Source organism: Pseudomonas sp. QE6, assembly GCF_041379005.1.
GTDB lineage: Bacteria > Pseudomonadota > Gammaproteobacteria > Pseudomonadales > Pseudomonadaceae > Pseudomonas.
Genome location: NZ_CP166873.1, coordinates 3,931,207 through 3,946,294, shown reverse-complemented (window position 1 = coordinate 3,946,294; position 15,088 = coordinate 3,931,207). Strand labels below are relative to the sequence as shown.

13 protein-coding genes are annotated in these 15,088 nt (G+C 66.5%); 7 read left to right on the top strand and 6 right to left on the bottom strand.

What is annotated here, in order from left to right:
- Nucleotides 1-10: 10 nt before the first annotated feature.
- The 4 genes from ACAW63_RS18210 to ACAW63_RS18195 are packed head-to-tail and all read left to right on the top strand — an operon-like array spanning nt 11 to nt 5,149.
- Entirely contained in the window at nt 11-493 is a 483-nt protein-coding gene (locus tag ACAW63_RS18210) for a formate dehydrogenase subunit gamma (RefSeq protein ID WP_275607173.1), read from the top strand.
- Nucleotides 487-2,046 (top strand): formate dehydrogenase beta subunit, encoded by a 1,560-nt coding sequence (locus ACAW63_RS18205; RefSeq protein ID WP_371227446.1) that lies wholly within the window; start codon nt 487-489, stop codon nt 2,044-2,046. Before ACAW63_RS18210 ends, ACAW63_RS18205 begins: the two co-directional genes overlap by 7 nt.
- Nucleotides 2,043-4,931 (top strand): formate dehydrogenase subunit alpha, encoded by a 2,889-nt coding sequence (fdhF, locus tag ACAW63_RS18200; protein ID WP_371227444.1) that lies wholly within the window; start codon nt 2,043-2,045, stop codon nt 4,929-4,931. The genes ACAW63_RS18205 and fdhF overlap by 4 nt, the downstream gene beginning before the upstream one ends.
- Entirely contained in the window at nt 4,928-5,149 is a 222-nt protein-coding gene (locus ACAW63_RS18195) for a formate dehydrogenase subunit delta (RefSeq protein ID WP_371227442.1), read from the top strand. Before fdhF ends, ACAW63_RS18195 begins: the two co-directional genes overlap by 4 nt.
- Before the next feature lie 105 nt (nt 5,150-5,254).
- Here ACAW63_RS18195 and ACAW63_RS18190 read toward each other — a convergent pair whose 3' ends face one another.
- Nucleotides 5,255-5,599: a cupin domain-containing protein gene (locus tag ACAW63_RS18190; RefSeq protein WP_331320151.1), complete on the bottom strand. Its 345-nt coding sequence runs from the start codon at nt 5,597-5,599 to the stop codon at nt 5,255-5,257.
- 296 nt (nt 5,600-5,895) lie between these two features.
- Here ACAW63_RS18190 and ACAW63_RS18185 point away from each other — a divergent pair, with 296 nt between their 5' ends.
- On the top strand, nt 5,896-6,237 hold the full coding sequence (locus tag ACAW63_RS18185; RefSeq protein WP_331320152.1) for a DUF3302 domain-containing protein: 342 nt from the start codon (nt 5,896-5,898) through the stop codon (nt 6,235-6,237).
- Nucleotide 6,238: 1 nt separating this feature from the next.
- Nucleotides 6,239-7,198, top strand: coding sequence for a biotin/lipoyl-binding protein (locus tag ACAW63_RS18180; RefSeq protein WP_331320153.1), 960 nt, complete (start codon nt 6,239-6,241; stop codon nt 7,196-7,198).
- A 128-nt stretch (nt 7,199-7,326) separates the two neighbouring features.
- On the opposite strand, the gene ACAW63_RS18175 is transcribed toward ACAW63_RS18180, so the two are convergent.
- Nucleotides 7,327-7,986 carry a hypothetical protein gene (locus tag ACAW63_RS18175; RefSeq protein ID WP_371227439.1) on the bottom strand — a complete coding sequence of 220 codons (660 nt, stop codon included), beginning with the start codon at nt 7,984-7,986 and terminating at the stop codon, nt 7,327-7,329.
- 368 nt (nt 7,987-8,354) lie between these two features.
- Between ACAW63_RS18175 and ACAW63_RS18170 the strand changes: the two genes are divergently transcribed.
- Entirely contained in the window at nt 8,355-9,026 is a 672-nt protein-coding gene (locus ACAW63_RS18170; RefSeq protein WP_331320155.1) for a MarC family NAAT transporter, read from the top strand.
- A gap of 54 nt (nt 9,027-9,080) precedes the next feature.
- Here ACAW63_RS18170 and betA read toward each other — a convergent pair whose 3' ends face one another.
- The 4 genes from betA to speB all read right to left on the bottom strand — a co-directional run bounded on the left by betA (nt 9,081) and on the right by speB (nt 14,983).
- Nucleotides 9,081-10,766: a choline dehydrogenase gene (betA, locus tag ACAW63_RS18165; protein ID WP_371227437.1), complete on the bottom strand. Its 1,686-nt coding sequence runs from the start codon at nt 10,764-10,766 to the stop codon at nt 9,081-9,083.
- A 36-nt stretch (nt 10,767-10,802) separates the two neighbouring features.
- Complete coding sequence (locus ACAW63_RS18160) at nt 10,803-12,308, bottom strand: cytosine permease (RefSeq protein WP_371227435.1); 1,506 nt, start codon at nt 12,306-12,308, stop codon at nt 10,803-10,805.
- Between the two features lie 132 nt (nt 12,309-12,440).
- The gene (locus ACAW63_RS18155; protein ID WP_371227433.1) at nt 12,441-13,949 is read right to left on the bottom strand and encodes an aldehyde dehydrogenase; all 1,509 of its coding nucleotides are present in this window, start codon (nt 13,947-13,949) and stop codon (nt 12,441-12,443) included.
- A 62-nt stretch (nt 13,950-14,011) separates the two neighbouring features.
- Entirely contained in the window at nt 14,012-14,983 is a 972-nt protein-coding gene (gene speB, locus ACAW63_RS18150) for an agmatinase (RefSeq protein WP_331320159.1), read from the bottom strand.
- Between the last annotated feature and the right edge of the window lie 105 nt (nt 14,984-15,088).

The following is a 15,088-nucleotide window of genomic DNA, read 5'->3' as shown; positions in this document are numbered from 1 at the left end:
GGTTCGCTGAATGTCTGATGACTCGCTCCACCTGCCCCTGATTCACGACGTGCTGGAACGCCAGAAGGCCACTCCCGGTGCCCTGCTGCCAATCCTCCACGCCATCCAGGACGGCCTCGGGTACATCCCCGATGTCGCCGTTCCCGAGATCGCCCACGCCCTCAACCTCAGCGTCGCCGAGGTGCGCGGGGTGATCAGCTTCTACCACGATTTCCGTACCGCCCCGCCCGCCCGGCATACCCTGCGCCTGTGCCGGGCCGAGTCATGCCAGAGCATGGGCGCCGAAGGCCTCGCCGCGCAGCTGCGCGAGCAACTGGCGCTGGACGACCACGGTACCAGCGCCGACGGCCAGATCGCCCTGCGCCCGGTGTATTGCCTGGGCGCCTGCGCCTGCTCGCCGGCCCTGGAGCTGGACGGCCGCGTGCATGCACGCCTCACCCCCGAACGCCTGCGTGAGCTGGTGAACGGCTGCCTGGAGGACGGAGCATGCTGAAGCTGTTCGTTTCCTGCGATTCGGTCGCCCGCTCGGTGGGCGCCGACGAGGTCGCCGCCGCGCTGGCCGCCGAGGCCGAGCGTCGTCAATTGTCGATTCAGGTGCAACGCACCAGCTCCCGCGGCCTCTACTGGCTGGAGCCGCTGGTCGAGCTGGAAAGCGCCGATGGCCGCCTGGGCTTCGGCCCCATCACCGCAGCCGAGGTTCCGGCTCTGCTCGACGCCCTGGCCGGTGACCCCGCCAGCCATCCCCGCGCCCTCGGTCAGGTGGAAGACATCCCCTACCTGAAGACCCAGCAGCGTCTGCTGTTCGCCCGCGCGGGCATCACCCGGCCGTTGTCGCTGGACGACTATCGCGCCCACGGCGGCTTCGAAGGCCTGACCCGCGCCATCGGCCTGGACGGCGCCGAGGTGGTCGCTGCAGTGCTCGACTCCGGCCTGCGCGGTCGCGGCGGGGCGGCCTTCCCGGCCGGCATCAAGTGGCGCACCGTGCGCGACGCCCAGGCCGCCCGGAAATACGTGGTGTGCAACGCCGACGAAGGCGACTCCGGCACCTTCGCCGACCGCATGCTGATGGAAGGCGATCCCTTCCTGCTGATCGAAGGCATGGCCATCGCCGGCCTCGCCGTCGGCGCGACCCTGGGCTACATCTATGTACGCTCCGAGTACCCGGATTCCATCACCGCCCTCAACCTGGCCATCCAGATCGCCCGCGACGCCGGCTACCTGGGCGAGGACGTGTGCGGCAGCGGCCACGCCTTCGACCTGGAAGTACGGATGGGCGCCGGCGCCTACATCTGCGGCGAGGAAACCGCCCTGCTGGATTCCCTCGAAGGCAAGCGCGGCGTGGTTCGCGCCAAGCCGCCGCTGCCGGCGCTGCAAGGCCTGTTCGGGCTGCCGACGCTGGTGCACAACGTGCTCACCCTGGCCTCGGTGCCGGTCATCCTGGCCAAGGGCGCGCAGTTCTACCGCGACTTCGGCATGGGCCGCTCGCTGGGCACCATGCCCTTCCAGCTGGCCGGCAACATCCGCCATGGCGGGTTGGTCGAGCGCGCCTTCGGCCTGACTCTGCGCGAGCTGGTGGAAGGCTACGGCGGCGGCACCGCCACCGGCCGGCCGCTGAAGGCCGCGCAGGTGGGCGGTCCGCTGGGCGCCTGGGTGCCACCGTCGCAGTTCGACACGCCGCTGGACTATGAAGCCTTCGCCGCCATGGGCGCGATGCTCGGCCACGGCGGTGTGGTGGTGGCTGACGACAGCCTCGACATGGCCCGGATGGCGCGCTTCGCCCTGCAGTTCTGCGCCGAGGAATCCTGCGGCAAGTGCACGCCGTGCCGCATTGGTTCCACCCGTGGAGTGGAGGTCGTCGACCGCCTGCTGGCGGCGACCGACGCCCAGGCGCGGGACGAGCAGGTAATCCTGCTCAAGGATCTCTGCGACACCATGACCTACGGCTCGCTCTGCGCGCTTGGCGGCATGACCGCCTTCCCCGTGACCAGCGCCCTCAAGCACTTCCCCGCCGACTTCGGTCTGGAGTCCCAGGAGGCCGACCAATGATCAACTACTTCGACCCCGCCAGCTCCAGCAGCAGCGACATCGACCTCGGCACCCCGGCCCGCGAGAGCGACGTGCAGGTCAGCCTGAGCATCGACGGCCGCGAAATCAGCGTCCCCGCCGGCACCTCGGTGATGCGCGCCGCGGCGCTGGCAGGCACCAGCATTCCCAAGCTCTGCGCCACCGACAGCCTGGAAGCCTTCGGCTCCTGCCGCATGTGCCTGGTGGAAATCGACGGCATGCGCGGCTACCCGGCCTCCTGCACCACGCCGGTGACCGAAGGCATGGTGGTGCGCACCCAGACGCCGAAACTGGCGAGCCTGCGGCGCAACGTCATGGAACTGTATATCTCCGACCATCCGCTGGACTGCCTGACCTGTCCGGCCAACGGCAACTGCGAACTGCAGACGGTGGCCGGCCAGGTGGGCTTGCGCGAAGTGCGCTACGGCTACGAAGGCGCCAACCACCTGAGCGATACGAAGGACGTCTCCAACCCCTACTTCGACTACGACCCGAGCAAGTGCATCGTCTGCAACCGCTGCGTGCGTGCCTGCGAAGAGACCCAGGGCACCTTCGCCCTGACCATCGACGGGCGCGGCTTCGAGTCCCGCGTGGCGGCAGCCGGCGGCGAGAACTTCCTCGATTCCGAGTGCGTTTCCTGTGGCGCCTGCGTGCAGGCCTGCCCCACCGCCACGCTGATGGAAAAGAGCGTGGTCGAGATCGGCCAGCCCGAGCGCAGCGTCATCACCACCTGCGCCTACTGCGGCGTGGGCTGCTCCTTCCGCGCCGAGATGAAGGGCAACCAGCTGGTACGCATGGTCCCGGACAAGAACGGCCAGGCCAACCACGGCCACTCCTGCGTCAAGGGTCGCTTCGCCTGGGGCTACGCCACCCACCCGGATCGCATCACCAAGCCGATGATCCGCAAGCACATCAGCGACCCCTGGCAGGAGGTCAGCTGGGACGAGGCGGTCACCTACGCGGCCAGCGAATTCCGCCGCATCCAGCAGAAATACGGACGCGACTCCATCGGCGGCATCACCTCCAGCCGCTGCACCAACGAAGAAACCTACCTGGTGCAGAAACTGGTGCGCGCGGCGTTTGGCAACAACAACGTCGACACCTGCGCCCGCGTCTGCCACTCGCCCACCGGTTACGGCCTCAAGCAGACCCTGGGCGAATCCGCCGGCACCCAGAGCTTCGACTCGGTGATGCAGGCCGATGTGGTGCTGGTGATGGGCGCCAACCCCACCGATGCCCACCCCGTGTTCGGCTCCCAGCTCAAGCGCCGCCTGCGTGAAGGCGCGCAACTGATCGTCATCGACCCCCGGCGCATCGACCTGGTGGACTCGCCCCACGCCCGCGCCGAACTGCACCTGCAACTGCGCCCCGGCACCAACGTGGCCATGCTCAACGCGCTGGCCCACGTCATCGTCACCGAAGGCCTGGTCAACCAGGAGTTCGTCGATGCCCGCTGCGAGGCGGCGGAATTCGCCCGCTGGCGCGATTTCGTCAGCCTGCCGGAGAACGCACCCGAGGTGCTCGGCCCGGTCTGCGGTGTGCCCGCCGAAGAAATCCGCGCCGCCGCCCGCCTCTACGCCACCGGCGGCAACGCGGCCATCTACTACGGCCTGGGCGTCACCGAGCACAGCCAGGGCAGCACCGCGGTGATGGGCATCGCCAACCTCGCCATGGCCACCGGCAACGTCGGCCGCGAAGGCGTCGGCGTGAACCCGCTGCGCGGCCAGAACAACGTCCAGGGCTCCTGCGACATGGGCTCCTTCCCCCACGAGTTGCCGGGCTACCGCCACGTCTCCAACGAGGCCGTGCGCGCGCAGTTCGAACAGGCCTGGGGCGTGACCCTGCAGCCCGATCCGGGCCTGCGCATCCCCAACATGTTCGAGGCGGCCCTGGGCGGCACCTTCAAGGCGCTGTACTGCCAGGGCGAAGACATCGCCCAGAGCGACCCCAACACCCAGCACGTCACCGCCGCCCTGTCGGCCATGGAGTGCGTGGTAGTGCAGGACATCTTCCTCAACGAGACGGCGAAGTTCGCCCACGTGTTCCTGCCGGGCAGCTCCTTCCTCGAAAAGGACGGCACCTTCACCAACGCCGAACGCCGCATCTCGCGCGTTCGCAAGGTGATGGAACCGCTGGGCGGCAAGGCCGACTGGGAAGGCACCGTGGCCCTGGCCAATGCCCTGGGCTACCCGATGAACTACACGCACCCGTCGCAGATCATGGACGAGATCGCCCGCCTGACGCCGACCTTCACCCGCGTCAGCTACGAAGAAATCGACCGCCACGGCAGCCTGCAGTGGCCGTGCAACGACGCCGCGCCCGACGGCACCCCGACCATGCACATCGACGAGTTCGTGCGCGGCAAGGGACGCTTCATGCTCACCGGCTACGTGCCCACCGACGAGAAGGTCAACGCCCGCTACCCGCTGCTGCTGACCACCGGGCGCATCCTCAGCCAGTACAACGTCGGCGCCCAGACCCGGCGCACCGACAACGTCGCGTGGCACGAGGCAGACCGCCTGGAGATCCACCCCAGCGACGCCGAGACCCGTGGCATCCAGAATGGCGACTGGGTCGGCGTGGGCAGCCGCGCCGGGCAGACGGTACTGCGCGCCAAGGTCAGCGAGCGCGTGGCGCCCGGCGTGGTCTACACGACCTTCCACTTCCCGGAATCCGGCGCCAACGTGATCACCACCGATAACTCCGACTGGGCCACCAACTGCCCGGAATACAAGGTCACGGCGGTGGAAGTCACGCGTGTCTACGAGCCCTCCGAGTGGCAGAAGCGCTTCCAGTCGTTCAGTGACGAACAGCGGCGCCTGCTCAAGGAACGTCGCCACGCGGAGAAAGCCGAGGCCCGCCGATGAGCATCGAGAACCTGATCAAGATGGCCAACCAGATCGGCCTGTACTTCGCCAGCGAACCGGATCGCGCACAAGCCGTGCGCGGTGTCCAGCAGCATCTGCAGAGCTTCTGGACGCCGGCCATGCGCCGCGACCTGACGGCCTGGCAGGAGCAAAACCCCGACGGCGACCTGCACCCGCTGGTACGCGCCGCGCTGACGGAGGCGACCGAGAAGGCATAAGCCCCCGCCTGCGCCGTGTCTGTCCGGAACCACCGTTCCGGGCAGGCGCGGCGTTGCCCTGCTCCACTTCGATGTTTCCAACCGGCAGCGCTGTCGGCCCCGAACTCACCCCTGCCGGACGATATCGACCGAAATCTCCACCGCCGCCACCGCGCCCCGGTTCTCCAGCCAATGGGTGGTGTTCCGGTCCTCGGGCCAGCCCAACCCCGGCCCGTAGTCCGTGGCGACACCATTGCGATGGTCGGTGATGGTGCCCTGCAGGATGAACACCGTGCCGGGCCTGTCGATATGATTGTGCAGCGGCCCGAACACGCCGCCGGGCTCGATGGTCACCTTGCGCATCCGCAGTTGCCGCCCGGCCATGCCATCGATCTCGGGGCCCAGGTCGAGCGCCGCCAACAACTCCACCGTCACACCATGCGTATCGGGTGCCACCTGTTCGTCGCTCATCGTGATCGCCTCATCGTGCCGAAAAGCCCAGGACTGTTTCTTTCAGTGAAGCTTCGCTTTCAAGAATATCGCGAGTCATGCGAGAGATTTTTCATGGCACGGTGAAACTCCCGCAGGTCAGCTTGGCGGGCGGGCTTGTTCGCATCTGAACGCAGCACTGTCGTCAAATGCTTATAGGGGCGACGAGTACGTTCGCATACCCTTTCCGCTGCCCCTAAAACGCCGGCGGCCCTGCGCGACGAACAATCCCTGTGGCCGGACGACCGAGCCGTTTCAGTCCGCTGAAGGAAATACGCATGCTCAATTATGTAGCGCTAGGAATCCTTATCGCCGTTGCCCTGATCCTGTTCTACGGCATCATCGTTCTCCACGACATCCCCTACGAGATCGCCAGGGAACGCAAGCATCCCCACCAGGACGCCATCCACGTCGCCGGCTGGGTGAGCCTCTTCACCCTGCATGCGATCTGGCCATTGCTCTGGATCTGGGCAACCCTCTACCGCGAAGACCGCGGCTGGGGCATGAGCAGTTCATCAATACCCGCCACCGAGGGAGAGCTGGAGGCGCTCAAGGCCGAGCTGCTGGAGCTCAAACGCACGCTCGGCACCAGCCACGAACAGCCGCACGGGGACGTCTGACATGGAAACGTTGCTGCTGCTCAGCTATGCCGCCCTGTGCGTGGCGATCTTCAAGATCTTCAAGATTCCGAAGAACAAGTGGACCATCCCGACCGCCGCCCTTGGCGGTGTGGTGCTGGTCGGCTGTCTGGTGTTCCTGATGAACTACAACCACCCCTACTCGGAAGTCACCCGCGCCTACTTCATCAGCACGCCGATCTCGCCCAACGTCAGCGGTCAGGTCATCGAGGTGCCGGTCGAGCGCGACCATTCGGTGAAGAAAGGCGAGGTGCTGTTCCGACTCGACCCAACGCCCTTCGAGAGCAAGGTGAAATCGCTGGAGGCGCAACTGGTCTCGGCCAAGGCGGACGTCCAGCGCGCCGCTACCCTGGTCGAGCGCAACGTCGGCAACCGCCGCGACCTGGACCAGGCCACCGCCCGGGTCAACGATCTGGAGGCGCAGCTGATGGGCGCCCGCTACGACCTCGACAGCACCACCGTGCGAGCGCCGGCGGACGGCATCATTTCGCAGTTGTTCCTGCGCCCCGGTGTACGCGCAACCCGCTTCGCAACCCGCCCCTCCATGGTGTTCATCCCCGACCAGGAGCGCTACTACGTTGCCTGGATGCGGCAGAACGGCCAGTTGCGCATCCAGCCCGGCGAGGCGGCGGAGATCGCCTTCGACGGCCTGCCCGGCCAGGTCTTCCAGGCCAAGGTCCGGCGCATGCTGCCGGTGATCGGCGAAGGCGAAATCCAGCCGGGCGGCAGCCTGGTCAGCTTCAGCAACTCACCGCCCCCCGGCCGGGTGCCGGTGATCCTCGACATCACCGACCCTGCCTTCGAGCAGTACCGCGCCGGCCTGCCCGGCGGCTCCTTCGGCCAGGCCGCGGTGTATAGCGAACACGCCCACGAGTTGGCGGTGATGCGCAAGATCCTGCTGCGCATGTCCTCCTGGCTGAACTACATCTACCCCTTCCACTAGCCTCGATCACTGATGTGCCTGCTGGCGGCGTTGGCTCGCCTCGCCGACCAGCCGGCAGGCCACGTAGTACTTGTAGATGTTGCCGACCGCCTCACGCGCGGCGGCATGCTCGACCCGGCAATAGCCTGTCAGCCGCCCAGGGCGATGATCGCGAACAGCAAGGCCGTGCCCACCACTGCCAGCGCGCCGCCGCCCACCCAGGGCGTCCCGCCGGAGTAATGGGCCAGCACCCAACCGGCGAGGAAGAGCATCGCCAGCGCCACCAGGTTGGAGATGCGGATGGCCAATCCGGTCTGGTCGATCAACAGGAACGGAATGACCAACGGGAAGGTCGCCAGCACCACCAGCAGGAAGGTGCCCAGCGCCCCCTTGAAATCATCCAGATCCAGCCGTGCGCGAACCGGGCTTGCGTTGGCCAGCAGGCGAACCCGCAGCATCTCCAGAGCGTCCGTCCCCGCGGCCTGGGCGATGCGTGGCGGCAAGGCCTCGGCGATAAGGCCCTGACCTTCGCGCGGGTCGGTGCCGCTGCCCAGTCGGGCCAGGAGGGTCCGGCTACGCGTGCGCTCGGTCCAGGTACGCAACAGGTAGATGACGGCATCGGCCAGGCCCCATGCCAGGTTGCAGCCCAGGGCCGCGATCAGCATGGTTCGGGCCTCCTCGCGGCCAGCCGTGGCGACACTCAGCGAGCCGATGAAGGTCATTGCCATCAGCAGGCCGAAGATCACTTCGGTGACCCGGTCCACGGGGTCGAGAACCCGCTGCCAGGTTCCAACTCGAGGTCTGTCCATCGCACCCTCCCCAGAGCGGCGGACGAAACGTGCCGTCCACCATGCATTCGCTGAATCAGAGACTGCACAAGCCGTTGTACGGAAGGTACCCGGCGGTCAGCAGGCCAATCGCCCTTGCGGCGAAAATCAACGGCTCCAGGCAAGTAAAGACGCTGCTACCCACTCGCGCTTGCCTTGGCGAACAGAATCTCTCCAGCACAGGGAAAGGCGGGTATTTCATCGAACTGATCCGATTCTGTCGCTCAGCTGCGCCCTTCGGTAGCCAGTGCCTGATTCATGCCTAAACTTCCTCGCAACCCTTCTCGCACAAGCCAGCGGCGTGGCCTGCGGAGAACAGAACTTCCGGAACACTACGAGGACGCCCGGATATGAGCAGTTTGTTCGACGCTATCGTTCTCGGCCTGCTGGCAATACTTCCCCTGATCAACCCACCGACGACGGTGGCGCTGTTCCTGGCCCTGTCCCATGGGTTCAGCCGGGAGGAAAAGAACAGGCAGGCGCTGCTGACCGCCTTCTACGTGTTCATCATCATGATGCTCACCTACTACATCGGTGAACTGATCATGGATGTCTTCAATATCTCCATCCCCGGCCTGCGCATCGCCGGGGGCGGAATCCTCTGCATCATCGGCGGCAGAATGCTGTTTCCCCAGCCCCTTCCCCCCTCCGCCTCGCAGGATGGCAATGCCGAACGCAGCAGCTTTGCCTTCATCCCGCTGGCCATGCCCAGCACGGCCGGCCCAGGCACCATCGCGATGATCATCAGCGCCTCCGCCACGATCAAACACAACACGAGCTTTCCGCAGTGGGTGTTGCTGACCGCGCCGCCACTGATTTTCCTGTCGGCGGCACTGACGCTGTGGGTCTGCCTGCGCGCCTCGGACTGGATCATGAAGATGACGGGCGAATCCGGTATCGACGCCATCTCCCGCTTGATGGGCTTCCTGCTCGTCTGCATGGGCGTTCAGTTCGCCATCAACGGCTCGGTGGAAATCGTGCAGGGCATCATCAACAACAACCTGCACCTCACCCAGCCCTAGCCACCTCCCGCACGTAACGCCAGCCCTGACGGCTGGCGTCGTTCGCCCTGCCCCTCAGGCCCTGACCTGGCGCACCGGTGCCCGGCTGCGCTGCTGCGCCTCCCAGTCACCCACCACGCCCACCGGTACGTCCGCCGGTGCCAGCATCTCGCGGCCGCGCACCAGGTCGGAGGCGCGCTCGGCGAGCATGATGGTCGGTGCGTTGAGGTTGCCGTTGGGCTCGGTGGGGAAGACTGACGAGTCGATCACCCGCAGGCCCTGGATGCCGCGCACGCGCAGTTCGGAATCGACCACCGCCAGCTCGTCCTCACCCATGCGGCAGGAGCCGCAGGGGTGCATGGTGCTTTCCATGTTGGCGCGGACGAAGGCGTCGATCTCCTCGTCGGTCTGCACCTGCGGTCCGGGCGCCAGTTCCTCGCCACGGAAGCGGTCCATGGCCGGCTGGCCGATGATCTCGCGGGTCAGGCGCACGCAGCGGCGGAAGCCCTCGCGGTCCTCCTCGCTCTCCAGGTAGTTGAAGCGGATTTCCGGGTGCTGGTACGGGTCGGCCGAGACGGCGCGCACGTAGCCGCGGCTCTTGGGCTTGTTCGGCCCGGTGAGGATCATGAAGCCGTGGCCCTTGAACGGCTTGTCGCCGTCATAACGCATGGCCGCCGGCAGGAAGTGGAACTGGATGTCGGGCCAGCGCAGGCCTTTGGAGGAGCGGATGAAGCCGCCGGCCTCGAAGTGGTTGCTCGCCCCCAGGCCATCCTTGAACAGCAGCCAGCGCAGGCCAATCAGCGCCTTGCCCAGCAGGCCCATCCTGCCGTTGAGGGTCACCGGCTCCTTGCAGGCGTACTGGATGTAGATCTCCGAGTGGTCCTGCAGGCTCTCGCCGACGCCGGGCAGGTCGTGCAGCACTTCGATGCCGGCCTTGCGCAGCACCGCCGCCGGCCCGATGCCGGAACGCTGCAGCAGGTGCGGCGAGCCGATGGGACCTGAGCTGACCAGCACCTCGCGATTGCAGTAGACGGTGTGGGTCTTGCCGCCCTGGTCGTACTCCACGCCGATGGCGCGCTTGCCTTCGAGGAGGATGCGCCGGCTCATGGCGTGGGTCACCACGGTCAGGTTCGGCCGCTCCATGGCCGGGCGCAGGTAGGCGTTGGCGGTGGACCAGCGAACGCCGTCCTTCACCGTCATGTGCATGGCGCCGAAGCCTTCCTGCATGTAGCCGTTGCAGTCGTCGGTCTTGATGTAGCCCGCCTCGGCGCCGGCCTCGACCCAGGCGCCGTACAAGGGGTTCTGCATGTTGTTGCCGTTGTTGGTGGAGAGCGGGCCGTCGGCGCCCCGGTAGTCGTCGCCGCCGAACTTGTAGCCCTCGGCGCGCTTGAAGTACGGCAGGCAGTTGCGATAGCCCCAGCCCTTGGCGCCGAGGGACTCCCACTCATCGAAGTCGTAGGCATGGCCACGGATGTAGACCAGCCCGTTGATCGACGAGGAGCCGCCCAGCACCTTGCCGCGCGGGCAATGCAGGCGGCGGTTGTCGAGGTGTTTCTCGGCGGCCGTTTCGTAGCGCCAGTTGTACTTCTTGGTGTTCATCGGGATGGAGAAGGCACTGGGCATCTGGATGATCACGCTGCGGTCGCTGCCGCCGAATTCCAGGACCAGGACCGAGGTACGCGGGTCTTCGCTCAGGCGATTGGCCAGGACGCAGCCGGCCGAACCCGCACCAATGATGATGTAGTCGTATTTGTTGGTCATTTCGGATCTCTCTGGCGCGGGGGACGCGCCCGTCGGTTACCAGGCCTTGCCCGTGGAGAAGTGCGGAGTGGTGCTCTCGATGTCGCGGATGAGGCGTTCCTCTTTCGCCAGGTCAAGCGACAGGCACAGCAGGTAGTAGGCGATGCCGGAGACGATCAGGCCGACCAGCCAGGCCATGTCGACGCCGCCGATCATCTTCGCCAGGGGGCCGACGAACACTTCGTCGGTGCCGTTGTAGATAGTGAAGAACGGGATCATCACCACGAAGCCGATCAGGTAGGCGATCAGCCCACGGCTGCCCCAGTGGCCGTAGATGTTGTCGTTGGGCAGGAAGAAGTGCGGGATGGCGTAGCGGCCCTTGCGCACGAAGAAGTAGTCGGTGAGGTTGACGGCGGTCCAGGGCACCAGGAAGTACAGCATCACCACCAGGTACATGTTGAGCACCGACAGGCCGGAGCCCGAGGCATTGATGGTGACGGCCATGCCCAATTGCAGCACCACCACGAAGAGGATCGCCCAGATGCGCACGCGGGGGGTCGGCTTGATCTTCCTGAACGAGTCGACACCGGTGAGGGTGGTGAGCTTGGCGCTGTAGATGTTCATCGCGATCACCGGCAGGAACGCCAGGATGGTCAGCGCCACCATCAAAGTGCCCAGCTGCGGCGCGAAACCGGCGCCCACGGCATTGAGCGCCACCAGTACGTCGGTGGTGTGCAGGTGCTCGGCCAGCCAGCCGCCGACGGCGATCATCCAGGCGCCGGACAGCGAAGCGCCGAGGAACACCGCGAGGATCAGCTTGCCGCTGGAGGTGTTCTTCGGCAGGTAACGCGAGTAGTCCGAAACGTAGGGCGCATAGGCGATGTTGTAGCTGGCGCCGGCGGCGAACTGGGCGACGAAGCCGACCCAGGTGAAGCCCAGGGCGACGGCCTCGGTGCCGCCCGCCGGAGCCGGTGCGGACTGGACCCAGCCCATCAGCACGGCGAGCGAGAGCAGCCCGTAGAGCGGCAGCGAGAGGAACAGCGACCACTTGAAGGTGCGGTGCATCCAGTCGTGGCCGAGGATCGCCAGCAGGGTCGCCGGCACCGTCACCGCCAGGGCCACCTGCATCGGCCCCCACTGGAACAGCGTGTTGAGCCCCTGCATCATCAGCACCAGGTTGACGATGTTGAAGCCGGCGAAGACGAACAGGGTGGCGAACAGCACCAGGATCACGCCGCGATAGCCGAACTGCGCGCGCGACTGGATCATCTGCGGCAGCCCCAGGTGCGGGCCCTGGGAGCCGTGGAAGGCCATGAACAGGGTGCCGAACATGATGCCGAGGGTGCCGGCGATCATGGTCCAGAGGGCGTTCAGGCCGACGCTGGGGCCGACGAAGCCGATGGTCATGGTGAAGAAGGTGAAGTTGCCGACGAACCAGAACGGGCCCTGGGTCGACAGTTTGTCGGTGCGCTCGTGCTCCTCGATGAAATCGATGGAGTGCCCTTCAATTTCCAAGCCGCGCGCGCCTTCGGCAAGGGGAGCTGACTGCGATTCTGCTTTCATGGTTCTCTCCGGATTGTTCTTGTATGGAGTCTCACCAGCAGGCACTGCACCTGAGATCGAGTCTGTTACGACGCGTGCTGCAGGTACAGCGCCCCGTGCATCAACGGTATGGCGATTTGCCAGGCGGCCCGATCAGGGCAAGGTGATCCACACCGCCTTGGTTTCCAGCAGGTAATCCAGCTGTTCCGATCCCATGTCCTTGCCGTAGCCGGACTGCTTGTAGCCGCCGAAGGGCATGCTCGGGTCGAGGGTGCTGTGGGCGTTGACGTAGACGGTGCCGGCACGCAGACGCGGGATCAGGCTATGGACATTGCCCAGGTCGTTCGAGTAGAGGGCCGCGGCCAGGCCGAACTCGGAATCGTTGGCCAGCGCCAGCGCCTCCTCCTCGTCGTCGAAGGGTGCGGTGACCAGCACCGGGCCAAAGATTTCCTCGCGGACCACGCGCATGTCGTTGCGGCAGTTGGCGAAGATGGTCGGCTGCACGAAGAAGCCCGACCCTTCGACCGCCTCGCCGCCGTAATAGACCTCGGCGCCCTCCTCCTTGCCGGCCTGGATGTAGGCCAGCACGCGCTCCTGCTGCTGCCGGGACACCATAGGGCTGATGAAGCAGTCAGGGTCCAGCCCCGGCGCCAGCTTCAGGCTCGCGGTGTAGTCGGCCAGCTCGCGCAGGAATTCGTCATAGACGCTGCGCTGCACGTAGGCGCGGGTGCCGGCGTCGCAGACCTGCCCGGAGTTGAAGAACACGCCGTTGGCCACCGCCTGGGCGGCGGCCTTGATGTCGGCGTCGGCGCAGACGATCACCGGCGACTTGCCGCCCAGCTCCAGGGTCAGGCGCTTCATCTGGTCCATCGCCGACTTGCCGACGTTGCAGCCGACCGGGGTGGAACCGGTGAAGCTCAGTTTGTCGATGCCCGGGTGCTCGGCCATCGCCGCGCCGACCACGCTGCCGCGACCGCTGACGATGTTCACCACGCCATCGGGAATCCCGGCTTCCTGCACCAGCTCGGCGAAACGCAGCGCCGACAGCGAAGTCAGCTCCGCCGGCTTGACCACCACGGTGCAGCCGACCGCCAGCGCCGCGCCGAGCTTCCAGGCCATGGTCTGCAGCGGGAAGTTCCACGGCACGATGACGCCGACCACGCCCACCGGCTCCTTGCGGGTGTAGGCCACGTAGTTGCCCGGCAGCGACGGTTCGACAGTGCGGCCGTGAATCTTGCTGGCCCAGCCGGCGAAGTAGCGGAAGGTGTCGATGGTGCCCTGGATGTCCACGGCCCGCGCCTGGGCCACCGACTTGCCCATGTCGACCGATTCGATCTCGGCCAGCTCATCGCCGTTGGCCTCGATCAGGTCGGCCAGGCGATGCAGCAGGCGCTCGCGCTCCAGCGGCTTGAGCTGGCTCCAGGCGCCGCCGTCGAACTGCGCGCGGGCGGCCTGCACGGCGCGCTCCAGGTCGGCCGCGGTGCCCATGGGGATGCGGGTCAGCGCGGCCTCGGTGGAGGGCTCGATGACCTGGGCCGTGGCGCCGTCGCTGGCGTCTACCCAGGCGCCGGCGATGAACATTTTCTGCGGCTTGGAGAGGAAGCGCTGGGTGGCTTCGGAGATGCCGTAGCGCTGCAGATACTCTTTGACCTTGGTGTCCACTCGGATGTCCTCGTTGCGGGGCGGGCACTCTCGCCCGCCGGTTGCAGGGCAGTGGGCCGGGCTCAGCGAGCCTGGGCGCGGGCGTGGAAGATGAAGCCGATGCTGTTCATCAGCAGCTGCGCGGCGAGGATCGAGGTGACACCGGCGGGGTCATAGGCCGGCGCGACTTCCACCAGGTCCATGCCGACGATGCGGCCGTGGCTGCGCTTGGCCAGTGCCTGGATGATTTCCAGCACCTCGTAGTACTGGAAGCCGCCGTGGCTGGGGGTGCCGGTGCCCGGCGCGATGGACGGGTCGAAGCCATCGATGTCGATGGTGATGTAGTAGTTGCGGTCCTGCGGGATCATGTCCACCACTGCGTCGCAGCCCAGGCGGCGTACATCGCGCACCGAGAGGATCTGCGAGCCGGCGTCGCGGGCGGCGTCGTAGTCGGCGCGGTTGGACGAGGACACGTTGCGGATGCCCATCTGGGTCATGCCGACGATATGGTCCATCTCCGAGGCGCGGCGCAGCGGGTTGCCGTGGCCGAAGCGCACGCCGTGGCGCTCGTCGACGAAGTCAAGGTGCGCGTCGAAGTGCACGATGTGGATCGGCCCGCGCCCTTCGAAGGCCTTGATCACCGGCGCGTGGATCGAGTGGTCGCCACCCAGCACCACCGGCATGGCGCCGGACGCGAGGATCTGCCGCACGGCGGATTCGATGTTGGCGTTACTGGTTTCCATGTCGGTGTGCACGATGTCGGCGTCGCCCACGTCCACCATGCGCACCTGGTCCTCGGTCAGATAGGTGGCGTCGTCTTCGTGGTCATAGGCGCCGGAGTGGCCGAAGGAGAACAGCGTGGATGCCTCGCGGATGCCGCGCGGTCCGAAGCGGGCGCCGGAGCGCCACTGGGTGCCCATGTCGTTCGGTGCGCCGAGGATGGCGACGTCGGCATCGATGGCGTTCCAGTCGGTGCAGATGGGCGACTTGGCGAACGTGCAGTGCCCGACAAAGGGCAGGTTCAGGCGGCCGGACTCGTAACCGTGCTTTGCCATGGTCGTGCTTCTCCATTTCTTGTTCTGTTGAGGAGGTGGGGCGGCGGGGAGCGCCCTTGGATCGACTATGGACGCGGACGGGGGATGGAAAAATGCGCAAGTTCA

Bases quoted from the DNA above. Each gene is read 5' to 3' on its own strand.
- ACAW63_RS18185 (WP_331320152.1), top strand. From the start codon at position 5,896: ATGCTCAATTATGTAGCGCTAGGAATCCTTATCGCCGTTGCCCTGATC.
- speB (WP_331320159.1), bottom strand. From the start codon at position 14,983: ATGGCAAAGCACGGTTACGAGTCCGGCCGCCTGAACCTGCCCTTTGTC.
- ACAW63_RS18175 (WP_371227439.1), bottom strand. From the start codon at position 7,986: ATGGACAGACCTCGAGTTGGAACCTGGCAGCGGGTTCTCGACCCCGTG.
- fdhF (WP_371227444.1), top strand. From the start codon at position 2,043: ATGATCAACTACTTCGACCCCGCCAGCTCCAGCAGCAGCGACATCGAC.
- betA (WP_371227437.1), bottom strand. From the start codon at position 10,766: ATGACCAACAAATACGACTACATCATCATTGGTGCGGGTTCGGCCGGC.
- ACAW63_RS18205 (WP_371227446.1), top strand. From the start codon at position 487: ATGCTGAAGCTGTTCGTTTCCTGCGATTCGGTCGCCCGCTCGGTGGGC.
- ACAW63_RS18180 (WP_331320153.1), top strand. From the start codon at position 6,239: ATGGAAACGTTGCTGCTGCTCAGCTATGCCGCCCTGTGCGTGGCGATC.
- ACAW63_RS18190 (WP_331320151.1), bottom strand. From the start codon at position 5,599: ATGAGCGACGAACAGGTGGCACCCGATACGCATGGTGTGACGGTGGAG.
- ACAW63_RS18160 (WP_371227435.1), bottom strand. From the start codon at position 12,308: ATGAAAGCAGAATCGCAGTCAGCTCCCCTTGCCGAAGGCGCGCGCGGC.
- ACAW63_RS18195 (WP_371227442.1), top strand. From the start codon at position 4,928: ATGAGCATCGAGAACCTGATCAAGATGGCCAACCAGATCGGCCTGTAC.
- ACAW63_RS18170 (WP_331320155.1), top strand. From the start codon at position 8,355: ATGAGCAGTTTGTTCGACGCTATCGTTCTCGGCCTGCTGGCAATACTT.
- ACAW63_RS18210 (WP_275607173.1), top strand. From the start codon at position 11: ATGTCTGATGACTCGCTCCACCTGCCCCTGATTCACGACGTGCTGGAA.